The organism is Nitrincola alkalilacustris (assembly GCF_008973755.1).
Taxonomy (GTDB): Bacteria; Pseudomonadota; Gammaproteobacteria; order Pseudomonadales; family Balneatricaceae; genus Nitrincola; species Nitrincola alkalilacustris.
On the sequence record NZ_WBOM01000005.1, the window covers coordinates 213,702 to 236,401 of the forward strand.

Below are 22,700 nucleotides of genomic sequence, written 5' to 3' on the forward strand. Positions count from 1 at the left end.
TCCCTGCACATCAGTGCGGTCCATGGTTTCTTTCGGTTTACCCCCAGCGCATCAGTACGACCATCCAGATCGCTGATACGCCGGTGGCTACCAAAACGTGAAACTCTGTAAATCCGACAAATCCCAGGTGGATATAGGCACTTGTCAGTAATCCGATAAACAGGCGATCTCCTCGCGTGGTGCTGAGGGGTAGAAACCCCTTGCGCTCAATCGATGGCGAGAAATGCTGCCAGATCGTCATGCCAGCCAGAATCAGCGCGATTCCGGAAAAAAAGCCTGCTGTGGGTAAGGTCCAAACCATCCAGCTCATTTTCTGTACCTCCTCAGGTGCGGCCCAGGGCAAAGCCCTTGGCAACATGGTTACGGACGAAATAGATCACGAAGATACCCGGTACGATGGTCAGGACACCGGCAGCAGCCAGTACCCCCCAGTCGATACCGGAGGCGCCCACGGTTCGGGTCATGATCGCCTGTATCGGTTGTGCATTGGTGGCCGTCAGGGTGCGGGCCAGCAGCAGCTCGATCCAGGAGAACATGAACAGGAAGAAGGCCGTGACACCAATTCCTGAGCCGATCAGCGGGATGAAGATCTTGGTGAAGAAGCGTGGAAAGCTGTAACCGTCGATATAGGCGGTTTCATCGATCTCCTTGGGTACGCTGCTCATGAAGCCTTCCAGTATCCAGACCGCCAGCGGCACATTGAACAGGCAGTGCGCCAGCGCTACACCCAGATGGGTATCAAACAATCCAACTGAGGAGTAGAGCTGGAAGAAGGGCAGTACGAATACAGCCGGTGGTGCCATCTTGTTGCTCAGCAGCCAGAAGAACATGTGCTTGTCGCCGAGGAACTTGTAGCGACTGAAGGCATAAGCTGCAGGCAGCGCCACACACAGGCTGATCACCATGTTCAATGACACGTAGATCATGGAGTTGATATAGCCTTTGTACCAGCTCGGATCGGTCAGGATCTTGATGTAGTTATCAAACGTGAAGTTCTGTGGCCAGAAAGTCAGCGTGCCGAGAATCTCCTCGTTGGTCTTGAAGGACATGTTCAGCAACCAGTAGATCGGCAGCAGGATGAACAGTATGTAGACGATTAAAGCTATGCGTGATTTCATCGGTTCATCCTCACTTTTCTTTCTGCGAGTTCATGATTGCGGTGTAGAACACCCAGCTGACGGCCAGAATGATCAGGAAGTAGATGAGTGAGAAAGCAGCCGCCGGTCCCAGGTCAAACTGTCCTACCGCCATGGTCGTCAGCCACTGGCTTAGGAAGGTGGTGGAGCTGCCGGGGCCGCCGCCAGTGAGGACAAAAGGTTCGGCATAGATCATGAACGAGTCCATGAAGCGCAGCAGCACACCTATGATCAGCACGTTGGTGAGTTTCGGTAACTGAATATGGCGGAATACAGCCCAGCGCGATGCGCGATCGATTCTGGCAGCCTGGTAGTAGGCCTCGGGTATGGCGCGCAGGCCGCTGTAGCAGAGCAGGGCGATCAGTGGTGTCCAGTGCCAGACATCCATCAGAATAATGGTAGCCCAGGCATCTACCGCATTACGCGAGATGTTGTAGGAGACGCCCATCTCGCGCAGGGTCCAGCCCATCAGGCCGATATCGCCACGGGTGAAAATCTGCCAGATGGTTCCTACAACGTTGAGTGGGATCAGCAGTGGCAGGGATACAAGCACCAGGCAGAGTGAGGCGCTCCAGCCACGTTTCGGCATCAGCAGGGCGATACCGATACCCAGAGGCACCTCAATTAAAAGGATGGTGAAGGAGAAGCCGAACTGCTTGAGTAGTGCGCTCTGCAGGGCCGGATCGTTCAGCATTTTCGTGAACCATTCCGTCCCGACAAAGTAGCGGGTATGGGCGTCAAAGACATCCTGAACCGAGTAGTTGACGACTGTCATCAACGGGATGATGGCCGAGAAGGCGACCAGTGCGAACACTGGTAGTACCAGAAACCAGGCCTTGTTATTTTCTGTTTTAATCACCTTCCACCTCCACGAGGAATTCGTTGACATAGACCTTGACCCATTGCTCCGGAAAGCTGATCCAGGCTTTGCTGGTCGGGATCTTCTGGTCTTCGTGCAAGCGTGCTTTCATCACCGTGTCTTTGAACTGGAACGACATGATGTGATAAGTGCCGAGATCCTCGATATCGATCACATCGACCTCGAAAGCCTCGCTGTTCTTGTTGTCCCAGACATGGACAAACTCAGGGCGGATGCCGAGCTTGATATTATCGGTACCGATATCATCGATCTGTTGCAGCAGCTTTCTGGACGCCGGGAACTCGATATCGTGGTAACGAAAACCACTATCACTGGTGGTGACTTCGAAGAAATTCATCCCGGGGCTGCCGATGAAATAGCCGACAAAGGTGTGACTCGGGTTCTCGAACAGCTCATGCGGTGAGCCGAACTGTACTACCTGGCCTTCGTACATCACCGCGATCTTGTCGGCAAAAGTGGCGGCCTCAAGCTGGTCGTGTGTGACATAGATCATGGTCAGATTGAACTGCTCATGGATCTGCTTGAGTTTGCGTCGCAGCTTCCATTTCAGTTGCGGGTCGATCACCGTCAGCGGTTCGTCGAACAGAATTGCTGAAACATCATCCCGCACCAGACCACGGCCCATGGACACTTTCTGCTTCTCATCTGCCGTCAGATTCTTGGCCTTGCGCTTGAGCAGTGGTGTCAGCTCCAGAATATCGGCCACTTCGTGAACCTTGGACTGGATCTTGTGCTCCGGTACTTTCATGTTTCGCAGCGGAAATGCCAGGTTATCGAACACGGTCATGGTGTCGTAAATCACCGGGAACTGGAAAACCTGGGCGATGTTGCGCTCTTCCGGTGGCAGTGAGTTGACCTTGACGCCATCAAACAGTATTTCACCATCAGAAGGCTCCAGCAGGCCGGAGATAATGTTGAGCAGTGTGGATTTACCGCAGCCGGAAGGGCCGAGCAGGGCATAGGCGCCACCCTGTTCCCAGACATGATCCATGCGGCGAATCGCATAATCGCCGTTGGATTGTGGGTTGCGCTCGTAACTGTGCGCGAGTGCCTTCAGTGTAATCTGAGCCATGTTAAACTCCCGTCAGCCGATGAGGTGCGTGAATGATCTGACCTGCCAGGTCAAATGCATAAAGCTTGTGTGTCGGGAAGTAGACGGTGATCTTCTGATCCACGTCATACTCATGTACACCTGACAGGTGCAGTACCAGGTTCATATACTCATTACGTACATGCAGGAAGGTTTCTGAACCGCTGATTTCGGCCAGATCGACGGTGACCGGCAACTCAAGATCATCATCGGCGTGTGGCACCAGACCAATATGAGATGGACGCACACCGAAGTTATACTGTCCCGGCTCCAGCATGCGAAGATCGGCATTGAGCTGGAAGTGAACGGTTTCATCAAAAGTGACTTCGGTGTCTGTCACCTTGGCCTTGACGATATTCATCGGCGGCTCGGAGAACATTTCGGCTGTTTCGATGGTGCGTGGGCGATGGTAAACCTCGGGTGTTCTGCCATGCTGCAGCAGACGACCTTCGTGCAACACCGCCGTATGACCACCCAATGCCAGTGCTTCATTTGGCTCGGTAGTGGCATAGACACCGATACAGTTGCGCTGGCGAAACAGCTCACGCAGCTCTGCACGCAACTCTTCGCGGAGCTTGTAGTCCAGGTTGACCAGTGGCTCGTCGAACAGAATCAACTCGGCATCCTTGACCAAAGCACGTGCCATCGCTGTACGCTGCTGCTGTCCGCCGGACAGTTCCGTCGGAAAACGCTTCAACAGCGGAGTGATGCGCAGCATGTCGGCTGTTGCATGCACACGCTCATCAATCACCTTCTTTGGCATTTTGGCCAGCCGAAGAGGCGATGCGATATTTTCGTAGACGGTGAGGTTGGGATAGTTGATGAACTGCTGGTAGACCATCGACAGGTTGCGCTGACGCACCGGCACGCCGGTAACATCAACCCCGTTCATCAGAATGCGACCACTGGTCGGTCGCTCAAGTCCAGCCATCAAACGCATGATGGTGGTCTTGCCCGCCAGTGTTCTGCCCAGCAGGACATTGAAGGAGCCGGGTTCCAGCGTCATATTGACGTCGGTAATCCAGGACTGCCCGTCAACGCTTTTGCTGACATTTTCCAGAATCAGAGACATTGTTAACACCCGTTTCTTATTGTTATGCGAAATCTTAAGAAATGATCGAAAACGAACATTGCTTGTGTTGTTGTTTTAGCATCCAATATACGTGCCATAACTGTATTTATAAGGAATAAATATTTTATTTATTTGATTATAAAAGAATTTAAATTATATTGACGAAAGGATGAACAGCAGTATGTGAACACTTCTGTGTGTTCAGTTATGTTCATTTGTGTTGAGTGTTGAACAGCTTTTAACAAGTCTTTGTTTACTTTTTGTTCAAAAAAGAACACACTGAATGCCAGCCCGCTAGACCGGTTTGTTAAATCCGACTGGTACAGATACTGTCTCGGGAAACATAAGAAGAATCGATTGATGACAGAACAGATAGCCCCTGAGGGAAGCCCACCCTCGCATAAAGAGATAATTGAAGCCTCCTGGTATCGCTGTGAGTCCTACGGACTGTCGCATGGCAGTGAGCCGGACTTTGGCGAAGTCAGAAAAGGTGATGTCTCCTCCCTGATCGAGCAGCACAATGATCTGGTCAGTACCACCGAAAACGAAGTGCTGCCCTACTATGAGAACATCCTTTCCAACTCCTCATGCCTGATTGTGCTGGCGGACAACCGCGGCCATGTACTGAATACCTGGGGTTCATCTCGCTCACTGGGGCGTGCCGAGCATGGCCTGTTGCCGGGGCATGTCTGGCGAGAAGAGGGTGTCGGTACCAATGCGATAGGCACGGCGCTGCAATCAGGGCAAGCCATACAGGTCAGCCGGGACGAGCATTTTCTGCGCGCCAACCGTTTCATGGCAGGCTCTGCCTCGCCCATCTATGACACCAGAAAATCACTGATCGGTGTGCTGGATATCTCCACCGATGCCTACTTGCCTCAGGACCATACGCTGGGCCTGGTGAAGCTGATGTCGCTGAGTGTCGAGAACCAGCTTATCTATGCCGCCTTTCAGCGCGATCATTACATCCTGACCTTCAACACCAATACACGCAGCCTTGAAAGCCACTGGTCCGGGCTGGTCGTGCTGGATGAGAGTGGCACTATCGTGTCTGCCAACCGGCGTGCGTCGATCATGCTCTCCTGTGATCTGGCATTGATGAATATTGAAGAGCTATTCGGTTGCCGAATGCAGGATCTGAAACTGCAACCGGCCAGTATTCCGCTGTCACTGCTGGTACGTGATCGATACCGAGTCTGGGTGCGGGTGCAGACGCCTCTGGTGCCGACCGTCAGCCTGCCGGATTTTCGTTCACGCCCCGGCTACAAGGCACCCGAAGCAGAAAGGATGAAGTCGGTCGAAGCATCTGTTCCTCTGGCTTCTGTTGAAAAAAACGCTTCTGACGAAAGAAATGCTTTTGATGAAAGCCATGCTTCGGAAAAAAGGCCTGCAACTGTCGCCAAACCCGCGGTCGCGGCTGTTTCCGAATCTGATATGAAATCCGGCCTGCCCAGGCTGCCTGAAGGCGTGATCCCCTTTGCCGAACTGGAACATGGTGACAGGCAGATGCAGCAGTTGCTGAAGCAGACTCGGAAGATTATCGAGAAGGATATTCCGATTCTGATTCGCGGTGAAACCGGTGCTGGCAAAGAGGTGCTGGTACGCTCGCTGCATTATCACAGCCAGCGCTGCCGTGAGAATTTCATTGCGGTCAACTGTGCGTCGATTCCTGTGGATCTGGTGGAGTCGGAGTTGTTCGGCTATGAAAAAGGTGCTTTCACCGGCGCCCATACCAAGGGTTATATCGGCCTGATTCGCAGGGCCCACAAAGGCACGCTTTTTCTGGATGAGATAGGCGAGATGCCGATGCATGTGCAGTCACGTCTGCTGCGTGTGTTACAGGAGCGAGTGGTTACCCCGCTGGGTTCCACCGAGAGCTTTGCCGTGGATATCCGGCTGGTCTCAGCGACCAACCGTAACCTGAAGCAGGAGATAGAGCGGGGTAACTTCCGGCAGGATCTTTACTATCGTATCGCTGGCCTGAGTGTTGAACTTCCGGCCCTGCGCGACCGTCAGGACAAGCACCCACTGATCGATTACATTTTCGAACAGTTGCAACGGGAGTATCAGTCACCGGGTATGGATGCATCAGTACGGCAGCAGCTCTACGCGCATCACTGGCCGGGGAATATCCGCCAACTGGTCAGTGTACTGAAAGTCGCGCTGGCCATGTCGGATGACGAAGTGTTGCAGCAGGAGCATCTACCGCTGGATTTCATTGAAGAGTTTGAGGGTTTGGGGGATGAGGAGGCCGCTTTTGCTCAGGCGAGTCCTGCTGATATCAAACAGGGATTACCCATCACAGACGCAGGTGCGAGTGCTGATCTGGCGCAGTTGATTCCGCAGCTTTACATCAAGTTTGGTGGCAACGTATCAAAAACAGCCCGGGCAGCCGGTGTCAGCCGTAATACGGTGTACAAGTACCTGCCACCAGAGTAGGTTCGTATGGGTTCATTTATGCTTTCGTTTATATTCGTTATTGATTGAATTTTTTCAATGTGTCATCCTAGTACTTAAAAAAAGTGCCAGGAGACCCCCCATGCGCAAAAAACTCGTTATTGGTAACTGGAAAATGAATGGTCAGCGTTCACTTAATTCTGAACGCGCCTCTCATCTGATTTCACTCACCGCCTCATTGTCCTCTGTCGGCATTGCCGTCTGCCCACCTTTTCCCTACCTGGCTCAATTGTCGGGTCTGTTGTTCGGCAGTCATGTGCATATCGGTGCGCAGAATCTCTGTGCTTTTGCATCCGGTGCCTATACCGGCGAGGTCAGTGCTCATATGCTGGTGGATTCAGGCTGTCGATATGTTCTGGTCGGTCATTCCGAGCGCAGAACACTGTTTGGCGAGACTGATGTCGATGTGACGCGCAAAGTGGAACTTGCACAGCATGCCGGCCTTACCCCTGTGATCTGTGTGGGTGAAACGCTGGCGCAAAGGGAGGCTGGTGAAACAGACTCTGTGATTATCGGTCAGTTGCGTGCCATCACCGATACACTGGGGGTGGAGGCTCTGGACAAGGCGGTTGTCGCTTATGAACCTGTCTGGGCCATCGGCACCGGGCTGAGTGCTTCACCGGAACAAGCTCAGGCTGTGCATGAGCGGATTCGCCAGTGGGTTGCAGCACAGTCACCACAACTGGCCGACACGCTGCAGATTCTCTATGGTGGCAGCGTCAATGCGCAGAATGCACGGTCAATCTTTGCTCAGCCGGATGTTGATGGTGGTTTGATCGGTGGTGCTTCACTGGACCCGGCCATATTTGCTCAGATCTGCCGCTTGGCAGGTGACTCGGAAAAAGTCGCGGTGTAAACATCGCCAACACAGGATTTAAATGATGACTGAACACAAACGCACTCATGTACTGGTGATCCTGGATGGCTGGGGCATCAATGAGGCGGCTGATGATAACGCCATATACGCAGCGCGTACCCCGGTTTGGGATGAGCTGACACGTACCTGTGCCTGGAGCCGCATCCAGACATCCGGTCTGGCGGTTGGGTTGCCAGAAGGGCAGATGGGCAACTCAGAGGTCGGGCATATGAATATCGGTGCCGGCCGACCTGTATATCAGAACTTCACCCGTATCAACAAAGCGATCGAGGATGGCAGTTTTTTCCATAATCCCGAACTTGAAAGAGTCATGGATCAGGCGCGGGATCAGGGCCGGGCAGTGCATCTGATCGGCCTGCTCTCGACCGGTGGCGTTCACAGTCATCTGGAGCATTTCAAGGCGGCCAGTCGCATGGCAGCTGATAAGGGGATTACAAAACTCTGGATACATGCGTTTCTGGATGGACGTGATACACCACCACGCAGTGCGCTGGAACCCTTGCAGGCGTTGGAAAGTACACTGCAGGAGATCGGTTGCGGCAGGATCGTCTCGGTAGTGGGGCGCTACTACGCCATGGATAGAGACAACCGCTGGGATCGGGTGGAAAAAGCCTGGCAACTGCTGGTGAAAGGTCAGTCATCTCATCAGGCAGGCAGTGTGCGTGAGGCGGTCGAAGCGGCGTATGCCGAGGGTGTAGATGATGAGTTCTGCCCTCCCACCAGTATCTGCAGTGATACTCAGTCAGCGATCGGAATAGATCCTGAGGACAGCGTGATCTTCATGAACTTCCGCCCCGATCGGGCCAGAGAACTGATGCGCGCGCTGATTGAGGATGATTTCACGGCGTTTGATAACCAGGGGCACCCATCCGCTGATCGTCTGGTGACACTGACGCAGTATGCGGCAGATATTAACGCCAGCTGTGCTTTTCCACCCGAAACGTTGCATATGGGGCTGGGTGAATACCTGTCCGGTCTTGGCAGGAAGCAGTTGAGGCTGGCCGAAACGGAAAAATACGCGCATGTGACCTTCTTCTTCAATGGCGGCAGGGAAGAGGTATTCGAGGGCGAGTCACGTATTCTTGTGCCGTCACCTCAGGTGGCCACCTACGACCTGCAGCCTGAAATGAGCGCTCCAGAAGTGACACGCCATCTGGTGGAGGCGATCGGCAGTGGTGAGTATGACCTGATTGTCTGCAACTATGCCAATGGTGATATGGTCGGCCATACCGGCAACTTCTCTGCTGCTATCAAAGCGGTCGAAGCTGTGGATCGCTGTGTGGGTGAGGTGGTGGGTGCCGTACTGCGCAATCATGCTATCTGCCTGATCACGGCGGATCATGGTAATGTGGAGCAGATGCGCGATGATATCAATGATCAGCCGAATACCGCACACACCACCTTTCCGGTGCCGTTGTTGCTGGTGGGAGATGATGTTGGTGGTATCGGACTGGATGATGGTGCACTGTGTGATCTGGCACCGACACTGCTGGATCTGATGGCTCTGCCACAACCGGCGCAGATGACAGGCCGATCACTGCTGCATAGGCAGTGATCGGCGCTGGGTCAGTACAGCCTGGAGGGCGTACATGAAAGGAGGGTCAGTTGCCCTCCTGCAACTCGGCCGCCACAATCTGATCTTCGATACTATTAAGCAAATCAATGATCTCGGACGAGATGGTCGCTACCTGATCATAACAGGCTTCAGCAGCATCAAACTCGCGCTGCTGTTTGAAATTGATAGCATCCTTGACACTGCTGTGCAGCCTCTCGTGAGGTTTCTCAATCTCTTTCATCTCCGGGATATGGCCATATTTCTTCAGACCATCACTGTAATACCACTTGCCGAAGGCGCAGTCGTGATGGGATACCGCCTCCTGGAGTGTCAGTGTGCCCTTACCATCCAGATAGGAGCGCAGACGCGACTTCCACGACAGATGAGCTGACTTGGCTGCACTGAGGTCGATACCCTCAACGTTGGTTTCAAACTGGGCCAGTTCGGTCATCAGACTCTGTATGTTATGGCTGATACCGGCGCCGGCGCTGACAGTCTGTTCTGAATAGCGGGTGGTGCGCCGAGCCAGTTCCGAGATGCTGTTGACATGGCGATCCATATCCTGAGCCACCTGGCTCTGCTCTTCAGCCGCTGTTGCTATCTGGGTGTTCATATCGCTGATCACACTCACCGCGCCGACGATTTCATCCAGTGCTTCACGTGCCTTGTTGGCTACGGTGACGGTTTCACGTGCACTGTCCTGGCTTTTGCCGATCGCTTCAACCGCCTGCGCGGATTGGGTCTGCAGGCGATCAATAATCTCCCGAATGCTTTCCGTTGACTGCTGAGTCCTCTGTGCCAGGGTTCTGACTTCATCGGCCACCACAGCAAACCCTCTGCCCTGATCGCCTGCTCTGGCTGCTTCAATGGCGGCGTTCAGTGCCAGCAGATTGGTCTGTTCGGCGATGCCGGTGATGACCTCCAGGATTTTGCTTACCTCCTGGCTGTCCTGTGCCAGGTCACTGATCACATGACCTGACTGATCAACCTGTTCTGCTACCGCTTTGATACGCTCCACGGTTGTGATGATCTGCTTATGCCCGAAACCGGCTGCCTTGTTGGCACCTTCAGCGGCATCCGCTGCCTGTGAAGCGTTCTGAGAAACCTCCTGAATGGTGGCGGCCATCTCTGTAATCGCAGTGGCCACCTGGTCGATTGCTGCTTGCTGTGCCAAAGCACCACGGGTCGTATCATCAGCGGAGGTAACCACCTGATCGACACCTGTACTGACACGGCTGGAGGTCTGCGTCACCTTGTGCAGCAGCTTGCCGATGCGCAGGATAATGCCGTTGTAGGCGATATAGTTCTGGCCTATCTCATTCTTGTCGTTATCCACCTCAATCGGGCGCGAAAAATTACCGCTGCTGAGGATGCGCAGGTGATCACGCAGGTTTTTCACCTGACGCATCATCACTGTCAGGCCGAACACGCGGCCCATCACCACCAGCAACAACACTACGACACAGGCAAACAGCGCCACCATCTGCTGTTGTCGTGTTTCACGGTTGGCTTGCAGCTCCATCATATTCACTGCTGCGTGCATCGCCTCAAGCACAGTGACGGCATTGCTTTCCAGTGCCTGGGCATTGCTGCTGTCCGGCGTTGTCAGATACAGGTTGATACTCTGGCGATATGCCTCCCACGCGCGGCCGACACGCTCCAACTGCTGCCTGGCTTCATCATGCCTCACGGCACTGATGTTGCGGGCAGGGTCACCCTGCAGCAACGCACGATGGTTCTGTTCAAAGGTGTTGATGGTGCGTTCCTGAACTGTCTTGTCCAGGTTGCCACCTGCTACCAGTAGCGTCTCCTTTGCCAACTTCTGGCTCAACATGCGCTGTGCGCCGGCCACGTTGATATTGGTGGCATCCGCACCGGTCGAAACATAGATCGTAAAGGCGGTCAGCAGTGTGACGGCAAACATTGCGATGTAGGAAAAGAGAAACTGCGAATCCAGTGAGCGCAGCCCAACCATGCTGAGCATAGACTCCAGAATTTTGCCGACTCGAAAGCGCAAGCCCTTTTTCTGTACCTGATATTTGAAATCCATACGCCGATCCTCTTTATAACTCTTGAAATAGCTTTTCAAAGCGCTTTACAAAAGACTATCACTGCAGTGCTATTCTGCCAGTGAATGTTCCGATTTCCGTGGTGGAAATATTGATGCGCAATATTCTAGTTGAATTGGTGGGTGTATTTATTGTCTCAAGTCAGGTTCGGGCAGTTTGAATGTCTGGCTGCTATCTTTATTAAGTCTTTAATTGCTTAGAAGTGCTTCAACTACTTAAACCAGACGGGAGGATCGAGATGCCACATCAGACACCAATGGATGACCAGCTTCAGGCAGGGAACAGATCCTATCGCTATTTCAGCCTGGCAAAGGCCGCAGCAGAGTATGGTGATATCAGTCGCCTGCCTTTTTCGCTCAAGGTTCTGCTGGAGAACCTGCTGCGCAACCTTGATGGCACGACTGTCACGCAGCAGGATATTCAGGCACTGGTCGATTGGCAGAAAAGTGGTCGTTCCGATCATGAGATCGCCTTTCGCCCTGCCAGGGTGCTGATGCAAGACTTCACCGGCGTGCCGGCGGTTGTGGATCTGGCGGCGATGCGTGAGGCCGTGGTCGCGCTGGGCGACAACCCGGATAAGATCAACCCACTGTCTCCCGTAGATCTGGTGATTGACCACTCCGTTATGGTGGATCGTTTTGCAACGGCAGATGCCTTCCGCGAGAATGTGGATATTGAGATGCAGCGCAACGCCGAGCGCTATGTCTTCTTGCGCTGGGGGCAGACCGCTTTCAGTAATTTTCGTGTCGTGCCGCCGGGTACAGGTATCTGTCATCAGGTCAACCTTGAATACCTTGGACAGACTGTCTGGGCGCATCAGGAGGATGACGGCTGGCTCGCCTATCCAGACACGTTGGTAGGGACAGACTCACACACCACCATGATCAATGGCCTGGCGGTGCTCGGCTGGGGTGTCGGCGGAATAGAGGCAGAGGCCGCCATGCTCGGGCAGCCGGTATCTATGCTGATTCCGGAAGTGGTGGGTTTCAAACTGAATGGAAAACTGCCGGAAGGGATCACCGCGACCGATCTGGTATTAACGGTGACGCAGATGCTGCGCAGGCATGGCGTGGTCGGTAAGTTTGTCGAGTTTTATGGTGATGGCCTCGCTGACCTGCCGCTGGCGGATCGCGCCACTATTGCCAATATGGCACCGGAATATGGTGCGACCTGCGGCTTCTTCCCGGTGGATGATGTCACGCTGGAATATATGCGTCTGACGGGCCGTGATGATGAGGTTGTGGAGCGGGTAGAAGCCTATTGCAAGGCACAGGGCATGTGGCGAGAACCTGGCCATGAGCCGATCTTCACCGAGACGCTGAGCCTGGATATGTCATCAGTTGAGGCCAGTCTTGCCGGTCCGAAACGACCACAGGATCGTGTGTCGTTGTCTGAAGTGCAGCGCGCCTTTTATGACTTTATGGATCTTCATGGAGCACCGGTCACTGACAAGGAGGATGCGCGCCTGTTGGATGAAGGTGGTGGCCAGGAAGAGGGGCATGACTCTGATGAGGCGGAGCACCTGCCGGATGAGTGGGTGCAGAGATTGCCCCATGGCGTGGTAGTGATTGCCGCCATCACCTCCTGCACCAATACATCCAACCCCAGTGTGCTGATGGCTGCAGGACTGCTGGCGAAAAAAGCGCTGGCCAAGGGACTGCAGCGCAAGCCCTGGGTAAAAAGCTCTCTGGCACCGGGTTCCAAAGTGGTCACGGAGTATCTGGAGGCCGCAGGGCTGAATCAGTATCTGGATCAACTGGGCTTCCAACTGGTCGGCTATGGCTGCACCACCTGTATCGGTAACTCAGGCCCATTGGCCGAGGAGATTGAAAAGGTCATAGATCAGAAGGATCTGGTGGTCGCTTCAGTGTTGTCGGGCAACCGAAACTTCGAAGGGCGTGTCCATCCGCTGGTGAAAACCAACTGGCTGGCTTCACCGCCTCTGGTGGTGGCCTACGCATTGGCCGGTACGGTCAGGATCGATCTGACAAGCGAACCCCTGGGAGTTGATAATCAGGGCCAGCCTGTCTATCTGAAGGATATCTGGCCAGATAACGCCGAGATAGCCCGAGCGGTGGAGGAGGTTAAAACCCAGATGTTCCGTAAGGAGTATGCGGAAGTATTCAACGGGGATGAGCACTGGCAGTCCATCGACGTACCCAAGCAGAAAACCTACGCCTGGCCGGATTCCACCTATATCCGCCAACCGCCTTTCTTCGAAGGGATGCAACGCACCCCTGATGTGATAGGCGATGTCGAGAATGCAGCCGTGCTCGCTATGCTTGGTGATTCGGTCACTACTGACCATATCTCACCCGCCGGCTCAATCAAGACAGACAGTCCGGCCGGACGATATCTGCAGTCTTTGGGCGTGGCGCCACATGACTTCAACTCCTATGGTTCGCGCCGTGGCAATCATGAGGTGATGATGCGTGGCACCTTTGCCAATATTCGCATCCGAAACGAGATGACGCCGGGAGTGGAGGGCGGCGTAACTCGCCACTACCCTGATGCGGAACACATGGATATCTATGATGCCGCGATGGCTTATGCAGCCGAGTCTGTGCCGCTGGTGCTGATCGCCGGCAAGGAGTATGGCACCGGATCATCACGCGATTGGGCAGCCAAGGGGGCGCGTCTGCTGGGTGTTCGGGCCGTGATCGCAGAGTCCTACGAGCGCATACACAGATCAAATCTGGTTGGCATGGGCGTATTGCCACTGCAGTTCGAGTCAGGTCAGTCCCGCAAGACACTACAGCTCAAGGGGGATGAACGGATCAGTATTCAGGGGCTCAATCATCTGCAACCGAAGCAGCAGGTGGAGGTTTTGATACAGCGCGCTGATGGCAGTCATGAAAAGATCAAGACACTCTGCCGTATCGATACCGGTAACGAGCTGTCCTATTTTCAGCATGGCGGTATACTGCATTTTGTGCTGAGAAATCTGATTGATTGATCTGGATCGTCTATAGGACTAATGTCCATTGACAGAGCTTGTGCAGCAACATAGTTTGTACGGCACAAAAAACCTTGCAGAGATTAGGGAATGTCTGTGGTCCGAAATGTAGTTGATTTTTTCCGCACTCTGCGGGGGTTTGTATTTGCCACGATCATGGCGGTAACGCTGGCTGTTTTTCTGGGCGTTACCCTGGCTGCCTCGCTGCTCTATGAAAATATCATCGCCCGTCAGGCTGAGCAGACCTCAAGCACCATCGCCAATCAGACCTTCAACTCGATGTTTCAGGTGATGCGTCAGGGTTGGACGCGCTATGAGCTGGAAGATTTCATGGCATCCACCAAAGCGGCGTTTGTCGACACCCCTTTCGAAATGGAGATCTATCGCGGAGCCCTGGTTGAAGCTATCTACGGCACCATAGATCAACCGCCTGCTGATCAGGAGGTGGCTGCCGCTTTTGCCGGGCAGGGTGAAAGAGTGATTCAGCAGGATGATGTCGTCCGGCGCATCTTTCCGTTGGTAACACGCACCGAATGTCTGGCCTGTCACAGCAATGCGACCCCCGGTGAGGTACTCGGTGTGATCGATCTGCGTCAGGATCTGAAGCCGATCAGTGCCGAAATGCGCCGTAATTATGTGGTGCTGTTTCTGCTCTGTGGCGTCATTGTGTTCCTGATTGCCACGGCACTATCGGCGTTTGCCGTTTCTCGCATCAATCGCGCTATTCATCAGTTCGGCTCCCGGGTTGAAGAAGTCAACTCCGTCAAGGACCTGAAGGAGATGGATGTCAGCGATGTGGATTTCTATTTTGATGAGTTCAACCAATCCTTCGGCCATATCAACGAGCTGGTCGAGCGCCTCAAGGATGTTGCCGTTGATAAGGATATCCTCGAGTTCGAGATCCGGCTGCTCAGCAAGTTCATCATCACCTCGGAAGTGGTCCGGGACTGGCGCGAGTTTATCAAGGATCTGCTGATCGATATCAATACCATCATCAAGGCGCATACACTCGTCACCATCTTTCAGGTGGAAGAGGAGGGGTACGAGCTGGAGGTGTTCTGGTATATCGATGTATCGGAAGAGACACGCGTGGAGTTTGAGCGGATCGTCAAGCTTCAGATGGAGTCCAGCGAGCACTTCCATAAGGGTGTGCCTGTGCTGAATATACTGCACCATGTCGCGCATACCGAATATGACAACAATGGCAACCTGTTGCAGCTGACCTCTGAAGATATCGAGTTGCAGACCAAATCCCTGCTGCTGGAAACCCCCAAGATAGGTGGTGTGGTGGGGATCGGTGTGCAGTCGGAGATGGCGCGTGACCCGATCCGTCATATCGTGATCGACAGTATTCTTACTACACTGCTCAACCTGGTGGGATCGGTCAAGGCGATCTACAAATACACCAAGGATCTGGAGTACTACGCCACACGCGACCCACTTACCAGCCTGCATAATCAGCGCATGTTCCGTGAACTGCTTGGATATGAGGTCGGCCGTGCGTCGCGCCATGACGAAACCTTCGCATTGCTGATGCTGGATCTGGACAACTTCAAGACGGTGAACGACCGCTATGGACATGCCTTCGGGGATCAGTTCCTGCAGGCGTTTGCCAGTGTGCTGGAGCATGCGATCCGCCCAGGAGATTTTCTGTCGCGCTACGGTGGCGATGAGTTCACCATCATCCTGCCCGAGGCGAGCGAAGAGCAGGCCTATACCGTGGCTAATCGAATCGCTGATTCGCTGGGCAAGCTGATGCTGCCAGCCCCGGATGGCAGCCCGGTGCGAGCCACCACCTCCATCGGTATTGCCGTGTATCCTCATCATGCCCAGGACCCGCGTGATCTGTTTCTGGTGGCCGATAACATGATGTACAAGGCCAAGCGCAGCGGTAAGAACTCAATTGCCGTACCGGATGAGCATGAGATGGCAGAAGTGTTCAAGCAGGTGGGCGAGAAAAATCTGATGGTGCTCAATGCACTGGAAGAGAAACGGATCGTGCCTTACTTCCAGCCGATTGCCGACCTGAACACTGGTGAAGTGATCATTCATGAACTGCTGATGCGTATTCAGATAGGTGATCAGATAGTACCCGCCGGTGAGTTCATCGACGTGGCTGAATCTATCGGGGTGGTGCATAAGATGGACTACCTGCTGATTGAAAAAGCCTTCGCACAGATGCATGAGCAAAACTACGAAGGCATGCTGTTTATCAACCTGTCGCCAAAATCGCTGATTATCGGCGAGTTCATCGCTCGTGTGCGACAGTTGGCGATCGAGTACAGCATAGAGCCGCGCCGTATCGTGTTCGAGATCACAGAGCGCGAAACCGTCAGCAACCTTGCATTGCTTGAGCGCTTCGTGCTGGATCTGAAGCTGGAAGGGTTCAACTTTGCCATTGATGACTTCGGCTCGGGCTTCTCATCCTTCCACTACATCAAACAGTTCCCGATCGATGTGATCAAGATCGAAGGGGAGTTCATCCGCAATATGCTGCAGGATGCCAAATACATGGCATTCGTCAAAAGTATCGTGACCCTGGCCCAGAACCTGGGTATGAAAACCATTGCCGAGTTTGTTGAAGATGCAGAAGTGATGGCCGCAGTGCGTGATCTGGGAATCGATTATGCCCAGGGCTACTTCGTCGGCATGCCGGATCCGGCACTGATGGCCCGCTATCCGACAGATCCAGGCAGGGAGGCCTGATCTGTTTTATCCCCCTACTAAACTTCAGGTTATATCGGTTCTGGTTTAAAATTGGGCAATCTTATTCGATTGAACTATATTGTTACCAGTAATCAGTATTTAGCGCTGGTTAGTATTTGAATTTACAATCCTTTCACGTCGATGGCGGGACAAGTCCAGCTATCGTGTTTCCAGGATCAAACGATAATAACAGGTAGGCATCATGAACAGGCTTCGATTTGTTTTTTCCACGGCTCTGCTGGTGATCGCTGTGCAAGCTCATGCCAGTGAGACGTACGACGACGCTCAGATGGCAGTGATGGCCGGTAGCTGCGCCAACTGCCATGGCACCGATGGCAAAATGGCGGGAGCTGTGCCGCCGCTGGCTGGGCGCTCCCAGGCCGCGATGGAAGCGCAACTGCTCTCTTTCAAGCATGACGAGAACACTCAGGCGACGGTGATGAACCGCATTGCCAAAGGTTTCTCCGATGAAGAGCTGTCTGCGCTGGCTGCACACTATGCCGCGATCAACCCGAACTGAGGAGCGTGAGATGAGCACCAAAACAAGCAAGCAAGCTGTATCCCTGTCGCGCCGCCGCGCCCTGCAAACCCTGAGTGCTGCCGCAGCGTTGCCGGTGCTGGGTGGATTTGCGCCCTCCGTTCTGTCCGCCACGCAGTCGATTGGCCGTGTTGTTGTGGTCGGTGGTGGCTTTGGCGGAGCAACTGCAGCCAAATACCTTAAAATCGCCAATCCGGCAATTGATGTCACACTGGTTGAACCGGCACTGCGCTTCTATACCTGCCCCTTCAGCAACCTGTTTCTGGGTGGGCTGCGAACCTTCGACTCCATCAGCCACGGCTATGATGAGCTACGCGATCGCTACGGTGTGGTGGTATTACATGCGATGGCCAGCGAAGTGGACTCCGAACATCATCGCGTGACCCTGAACGATGGCACCGTGTTGGATTATGACCGTTTGATCCTGTCGCCCGGTATCGATATCCGTTGGGATGGGATAGAAGGCTATGATGAAGAGGCTGCTGAGGAAGTCCCACATGCCTGGAAAGCAGGCGCACAGACCGAACTGCTCAAGAGCCAGATCGAATCGATGGATGATGGCGGGGTATTCATGCTCACGGCACCTGCCAACCCCTTCCGTTGCCCACCGGGGCCCTATGAACGGGTCAGTATGGTCGCACACTACCTGAAGCAGCATAAACCCCGCTCCAAAGTGATCATACTGGACGCCAAAGACAGCTTCTCCAAACAGGGCTTGTTCCAGGAAGGGTGGCAGGCCGTATATGGTGACATGATCGAATGGGTCAGCCTTTCGAACGACGGTAAAGTGATCCGTGTGGACGCAGCAAACCGCGAAGTGGAAACCGAGTTCGGTGAGATCCACCGCCCCGACGTACTCAACGTGGTGCCACCACAGAAAGCCGGCTGGATAGCTGTTCGCGCAGGTGTGACGGACGCCTCAGGCTGGGTTCCAGTGAAACCGGACACCTTCGAGTCGCAACTGGTTAAAGATATCTACGTGGTTGGGGATGCCACCATCGCAGGTCCGATGCCTAAATCAGGCTTCTGCGCCAGTGCCCAGGCAAAAGTGGCTGCTGCCGCTATCGCCGCATCCTTCGAAGGCCGCGAATCACCAGATCCCTACTGGATCAACACCTGCTACAGCCTGATCTCTCCCGATTACGGCATCTCTGTCGCCGGCGTTTATCGCGTCCAAGATGGCGAAATCATCAGCGTGCCTGACTCCGGCGGCGTCAGCCCAACTGGCGCACCCGCAAGCGTGCGTGCACGTGAAGCCGAGTATGCAGTCGGCTGGTATCGCGCTATCTGTCAGGATACCTGGGGCAGCGCCTGATCCATCAGGCCGGGGGATTATCTGCTCCCGGCCGTTTATTTAGCCTCTGTATAATGTGCCATCAGATCAAGAAAATCGTGACACAGGGAATGCAACCCTAATGAGTGACAATTGGCGCTGACTATATTCATGTGCTTACCGGCTATCCCAGATTGCAGGTAACGCATAACCATGCGCCACCTCGGGAACGGTTCAGATGAAGGTCCAGGCCAAAACCCTCGTAATCTTATTTCCCTGCTTCATCTCTATTTCCCGACTATCAACTGCACCGAGCTTACGAATTAACTTCATGGCAGGCTTAACATTGTCGGCTTTTGAAACCAGGCTGGTAAACCAGCGGCATTGAGCTGAATACACCTGGCTTTCTTTTATCAGCTTTTTAAGAAACAGCTGTTCGCCTCCCTTACACCAAAGCTCAGCCCCTTGCCCGCCAAAATTCAGAGTCGGGGATTTGGTGCTCTCTCTTTGCACACCGCGACTACGAGCAAGGTTATTGAGTTTAAGCTGGTTACCTTTAAGTGCTTCATCGAGAGAGGCATGGAAGGGTGGGTTGCATACGCTGACGTCAAAGAGCTCCCCAGCCTGGATGATCCCTTCAAAAATGTGGTTTTTATCGTGCTGCGTGCGCAGCGTGAAGCGATCTTTGAGTGTGGGGTTGTTGGCGATAATTGTGGCTACGTTCTCAAGCGACTGAGTGTTAATGTCGCTACCGACACACTGCCAGCCGTAAATCTGGCAGGCCAGTAGCGGGTAGATTCCATTTGCTCCAGTCCCGATATCGAGCAGCTTGATACTGCGCTCTTCAAGCCCAAGCAAATCAGCCATGTAATGGATATAGTCAGCTCTGCCCGGGATTGGAGGGCAAAGCGCGCCCTCTGGAATATCCCAACCGACAATGTTGTAGTATCGGTTTAATAACGCGGCGTTGAGCGTTTTTACTGCCAATGGATCTGCGAAATCGATGGAAAGTTCGCCATGAGCGTTCGGTTTTACATGGGGGGCTAGTGCCGGGTGGCTTTTTACGAGAGCGGGAAAGTCATAGCCTTGGTTGTGTAGATTCCTCGGGTGCAGACCTTTGCGATCAGGCTTGGCTTGGCTTTTGTTACTTCGATGGAGGGCTTTCACAGAAATAGGCCTGAGGCTCGGGGTTCAATGGTAGTGTAATCTGTGATTATAATCTTAATGCATGTGTTGGGCATACTTGTCACGTCTTAAACCAGTGCTCAGAACACACGTTGAGCAAATACTCGTGGCCGGCACTACGGTTGTTCTGGATTTTCCTGGAAACACCAGGAGGCAAAGAGCATGGTTCAAGGATATATACTCACCACTCGGGTTACCCCATGAACTGTACTATGTGGCTGCAGATGACGAGGTTTGTCTAAAACAACTGAAACGGCGCCAAAAGGAACAACCTGAGCGAGCACAGTTTGACACTGAGGAGGTTTTCAGAATGGTCACTAGCCACTTTGAGGCACCCGCAGATTCAGAAGGATTCAACGTAGAAATTGTAGAGCGTGGATTTGCATAATGGTGAGTAGAATGTTGGTGTTCAGGAGGTAACACGTTTATGCCAAATGGTTACAGAGTGCAGGAGATTACCGCAGATGACCTGGAGTTGATGGATGGATTTTTGCACACTTGCGGTGTGGCCTTTAATGAACCCGAAACCTACAGCGGAAAGCGCCCTGACCCTGAGTACATGCGCAGTCTGCTTGGCAGTGACTACTTTATCGCTATAGTGGCTGTGAAGGATGGCATGGTTGTTGGTGGCCTGGCCGCCTACGAATTGAAGAAGTTCGAGCAGGAGCGAAGCGAGATTTATATCTACGATTTGGCCGTTTTGGACGAGCACCGACGTCAAGGAATTGCGACCGCGTTGATCCAGGAGCTCAAGAAGGTAGCGGCTGTACGGCGTGCCTATGTGATTTTTGTTCAGGCTGATACCGGAGAAGAAGACGAAGCAGCCATTGCTTTGTACACCAAGCTGGGTACCAAGGAAAGCGTTCTGCATTTTGATATTTCGGTGGAAGGGGCAGACACATAATCATCAGCTGCAGGCGACGAACCTGCTTCACGAGATTGAAACGAAAGTTTGAAACTGTTGGATTAATTCTGCTGCCTTTTCTGGTGTGAGATGGGTTACTCGCAATTGGAATTTTCGAGTGTCCACCAGATACTGGCAACATATCATGAGTCCAGAATGGAAATAAAAGCGTTCGGGGACTGATACATATACTATGTGGTTGGGCTGTCGAGAGAGTGGACTTGTTGTTCCACAGAATGATCCAGCCAAGGAGGTAGAGAGGAAGTCGATTCTGATCTTTGTCTTATCTGTCTTGTACTTGATTGGTAGCAAAGTGATAAACAAGGCCACTATCGCTCCAGCAGCGTTACTGGTTTTAGGGAATATCAATTTATGGAAGAAAATTCAGAAATTTGGCGTGAGTTCTACGAGAAAGCTTTATCTAGATCTCATTCTCAACACACCGAGTTAGCGGTCAGATTAAACGAGTCCAGTACTCAGGTTGCAGTTGATTGTGGTTGCGGTACAGGCAGTGATATTGAGTACCTGGAGCAAAAAGGTTATCAGGTTCATGGCTTTGATATTAATCCTGATGCTGTAGCTATTTGCCGTGATCGCTTTGGTTCAAAAACGCTAGTTGAAATATGTCACTCCTCATTTGAATATTATGAGTATCCAAAAGCGGGTATTGTACTCGCTAATTCAAGCCTGTTTTTTGCTGACCCATCTAAGTTTCAAAAGATCTGGGGTAGCATAGAATCATGCATTGAAATTGGTGGGGTATTTTCAGGTGACTTTATGGGTGTGGAGGACAGCTGGGCATCAAATTACCGCAGTCCTACGGCTCCATTAACGGAGTCACAAGTGAGGTCATTATTCGCAAGATTTGAGGTTATAAGGTTTACTGAGCGTAACGAACAGGCAAAGACGTCATTGGGTAAAATGAAGCATTGGCACACATTCTCCGTAGTTGCCGTAAAGCGTATGCAATAAGTCCACCGGACCAATTTCCTCTGACACTGGGGCAGGCACCATGAATTCAGATATACAGGAAAAGTTTAATAGCTACCCGATAGCCGCTTGTCGTCAACTTGAGATTGTGCGAAAACTCCTTCTGACGATTGCTGCAGAGAATGAGCTGGGAGAGGTTGACGAATCACTCAAGTGGGGAGAAGCAAGCTATCATGTTAAAGGAGGCAGCCCGGTTCGAATTGACTGGTTGCCAAAAGATCCAGATGCTATCAGGGTATTTTTCCATTGCCAAACGCGCTTGGTGGATACGTTCAAAGAGGTATATCGTAACGAATTTGAGTATGAGGGTAATAGGGCGATAGTGATTCCGCTAAGCGCTGATTTAGAACAAGCGCCACTGTTATTAGCACTGAGTCACTGCATTCGCTTGGCTCTGAAGTATCACAGTCTTAAGCACTTACCTCTGCTGGGAGCATAGTTCCTTGATAGCACGAGGCGGCGTTAATTAAAACGGCCTGAAAAAAACAATGGCATTCGTCCACCGGGTGTTACTTTCGGGCGCCCCGATTTTTGGCATCTGAATGGAGAAATTAGCTATGCAGCATAAATCGATAAATTTCGCAGATAAGCTCAGCCTGTTTGCAGAGCAATGGTCACCTAAAGTGGTGGCAGAGATGAACGACTATCAGTTCAAGCTGGTGAAGCTGGAAGGAGAGTTTGTTTGGCATGATCATCAGGACACTGATGAAACCTTCATTGTCTTGAAGGGCTCCCTTCGTATTGATTTTAGGGATGGCTACGTGAACCTGTCTGAGGGTGAAATGTATGTCGAACCGAAGGGTGTCGAGCACAAGCCTTATGCCGAAAAAGAAGTCGAGGTTATGCTGATAGAGCCCAAGGGTGTGTTGAATACAGGAGACGGTGAAATAAGTGAGCGTACAGCGACTAATGACGTGTGGATTTGAGTGCAAGTCTGGTTTTACGCGATAGTCGCCCAGAATACGAAATCCGAATGAATTGATGACTGTCACATGGGCAGGCAACGATACAA

The 22,700-nt window shown here is 52.8% G+C and carries 19 protein-coding genes; 12 read left to right on the forward strand and 7 right to left on the reverse strand.

The window, feature by feature from the left end; genetic code table 11:
- Positions 1 to 37: 37 nt before the first annotated feature.
- Genes F7R27_RS11155 through F7R27_RS11175 form a run of 5 tightly spaced genes read right to left on the reverse strand, consistent with a single transcriptional unit; the run spans position 38 to position 4,178 of the window.
- Positions 38 to 310 (reverse strand): DUF2160 domain-containing protein, encoded by a 273-nt coding sequence (locus F7R27_RS11155; RefSeq protein WP_151704338.1) that lies wholly within the window; start codon positions 308 to 310, stop codon positions 38 to 40.
- Between the two features lie 13 nt (positions 311 to 323).
- Positions 324 to 1,118 carry a carbohydrate ABC transporter permease gene (locus tag F7R27_RS11160; RefSeq protein ID WP_151704339.1) on the reverse strand — a complete coding sequence of 265 codons (795 nt, stop codon included), beginning with the start codon at positions 1,116 to 1,118 and terminating at the stop codon, positions 324 to 326.
- Positions 1,119 to 1,128: 10 nt separating this feature from the next.
- Positions 1,129 to 1,995 carry a carbohydrate ABC transporter permease gene (locus tag F7R27_RS11165; RefSeq protein ID WP_240776349.1) on the reverse strand — a complete coding sequence of 289 codons (867 nt, stop codon included), beginning with the start codon at positions 1,993 to 1,995 and terminating at the stop codon, positions 1,129 to 1,131.
- Entirely contained in the window at positions 1,988 to 3,088 is a 1,101-nt protein-coding gene (locus F7R27_RS11170) for an ABC transporter ATP-binding protein (RefSeq protein WP_151704341.1), read from the reverse strand. The genes F7R27_RS11165 and F7R27_RS11170 overlap by 8 nt, the downstream gene beginning before the upstream one ends.
- Position 3,089: 1 nt before the next feature.
- Positions 3,090 to 4,178 carry an ABC transporter ATP-binding protein gene (locus tag F7R27_RS11175; protein ID WP_151704342.1) on the reverse strand — a complete coding sequence of 363 codons (1,089 nt, stop codon included), beginning with the start codon at positions 4,176 to 4,178 and terminating at the stop codon, positions 3,090 to 3,092.
- A gap of 360 nt (positions 4,179 to 4,538) precedes the next feature.
- Between F7R27_RS11175 and F7R27_RS11180 the strand changes: the two genes are divergently transcribed.
- From F7R27_RS11180 to gpmI, 3 genes are all read left to right on the forward strand, one after another.
- Positions 4,539 to 6,617, forward strand: coding sequence for a sigma-54-dependent Fis family transcriptional regulator (locus tag F7R27_RS11180; protein ID WP_151704343.1), 2,079 nt, complete (start codon positions 4,539 to 4,541; stop codon positions 6,615 to 6,617).
- A gap of 100 nt (positions 6,618 to 6,717) precedes the next feature.
- Positions 6,718 to 7,491 carry a triose-phosphate isomerase gene (gene tpiA / locus F7R27_RS11185; RefSeq protein WP_151704344.1) on the forward strand — a complete coding sequence of 258 codons (774 nt, stop codon included), beginning with the start codon at positions 6,718 to 6,720 and terminating at the stop codon, positions 7,489 to 7,491.
- A gap of 25 nt (positions 7,492 to 7,516) precedes the next feature.
- Complete coding sequence (gene gpmI, locus F7R27_RS11190; protein WP_151704345.1) at positions 7,517 to 9,067, forward strand: 2,3-bisphosphoglycerate-independent phosphoglycerate mutase; 1,551 nt, start codon at positions 7,517 to 7,519, stop codon at positions 9,065 to 9,067.
- Positions 9,068 to 9,113: 46 nt separating this feature from the next.
- Here gpmI and F7R27_RS11195 read toward each other — a convergent pair whose 3' ends face one another.
- Positions 9,114 to 11,117: a methyl-accepting chemotaxis protein gene (locus F7R27_RS11195; RefSeq protein WP_151704346.1), complete on the reverse strand. Its 2,004-nt coding sequence runs from the start codon at positions 11,115 to 11,117 to the stop codon at positions 9,114 to 9,116.
- Positions 11,118 to 11,374: 257 nt separating this feature from the next.
- On the opposite strand from F7R27_RS11195, the gene acnA reads away from it, so the two are divergent.
- The 4 genes from acnA (at position 11,375) to F7R27_RS11215 (ending at position 18,651) form a co-directional block, all read left to right on the forward strand.
- Complete coding sequence (gene acnA / locus F7R27_RS11200) at positions 11,375 to 14,092, forward strand: aconitate hydratase AcnA (RefSeq protein ID WP_151704347.1); 2,718 nt, start codon at positions 11,375 to 11,377, stop codon at positions 14,090 to 14,092.
- A gap of 96 nt (positions 14,093 to 14,188) precedes the next feature.
- Positions 14,189 to 16,798: a putative bifunctional diguanylate cyclase/phosphodiesterase gene (locus tag F7R27_RS11205; protein WP_240776350.1), complete on the forward strand. Its 2,610-nt coding sequence runs from the start codon at positions 14,189 to 14,191 to the stop codon at positions 16,796 to 16,798.
- Positions 16,799 to 17,000: 202 nt separating this feature from the next.
- Positions 17,001 to 17,318: a c-type cytochrome gene (locus F7R27_RS11210; protein ID WP_151704349.1), complete on the forward strand. Its 318-nt coding sequence runs from the start codon at positions 17,001 to 17,003 to the stop codon at positions 17,316 to 17,318.
- A gap of 10 nt (positions 17,319 to 17,328) precedes the next feature.
- Positions 17,329 to 18,651, forward strand: a complete 1,323-nt coding sequence (locus F7R27_RS11215) for an NAD(P)/FAD-dependent oxidoreductase (RefSeq protein ID WP_151704350.1) — start codon at positions 17,329 to 17,331, stop codon at positions 18,649 to 18,651.
- Positions 18,652 to 18,843: 192 nt separating this feature from the next.
- Here F7R27_RS11215 and rlmF read toward each other — a convergent pair whose 3' ends face one another.
- Complete coding sequence (gene rlmF / locus F7R27_RS11220) at positions 18,844 to 19,776, reverse strand: 23S rRNA (adenine(1618)-N(6))-methyltransferase RlmF (protein ID WP_151704351.1); 933 nt, start codon at positions 19,774 to 19,776, stop codon at positions 18,844 to 18,846.
- A 61-nt stretch (positions 19,777 to 19,837) separates the two neighbouring features.
- Between rlmF and F7R27_RS11225 the strand changes: the two genes are divergently transcribed.
- From F7R27_RS11225 to F7R27_RS11245, 5 genes are all read left to right on the forward strand, one after another.
- A complete protein-coding gene (locus tag F7R27_RS11225) occupies positions 19,838 to 20,182 on the forward strand; it encodes a P-loop nucleotide/nucleoside kinase family protein (RefSeq protein WP_151704352.1) in 345 nt (114 codons plus the stop codon).
- A 39-nt stretch (positions 20,183 to 20,221) separates the two neighbouring features.
- A complete protein-coding gene (locus F7R27_RS11230) occupies positions 20,222 to 20,698 on the forward strand; it encodes an AAC(3)-I family aminoglycoside N-acetyltransferase (protein ID WP_151704353.1) in 477 nt (158 codons plus the stop codon).
- Positions 20,699 to 21,070: 372 nt separating this feature from the next.
- Positions 21,071 to 21,670 carry a class I SAM-dependent methyltransferase gene (locus tag F7R27_RS11235; protein WP_151704354.1) on the forward strand — a complete coding sequence of 200 codons (600 nt, stop codon included), beginning with the start codon at positions 21,071 to 21,073 and terminating at the stop codon, positions 21,668 to 21,670.
- A 40-nt stretch (positions 21,671 to 21,710) separates the two neighbouring features.
- On the forward strand, positions 21,711 to 22,127 hold the full coding sequence (locus tag F7R27_RS11240; protein ID WP_151704355.1) for a DUF1801 domain-containing protein: 417 nt from the start codon (positions 21,711 to 21,713) through the stop codon (positions 22,125 to 22,127).
- A gap of 118 nt (positions 22,128 to 22,245) precedes the next feature.
- Positions 22,246 to 22,614 carry a cupin domain-containing protein gene (locus F7R27_RS11245; RefSeq protein WP_168927485.1) on the forward strand — a complete coding sequence of 123 codons (369 nt, stop codon included), beginning with the start codon at positions 22,246 to 22,248 and terminating at the stop codon, positions 22,612 to 22,614.
- Positions 22,615 to 22,700 lie beyond the last annotated feature (86 nt).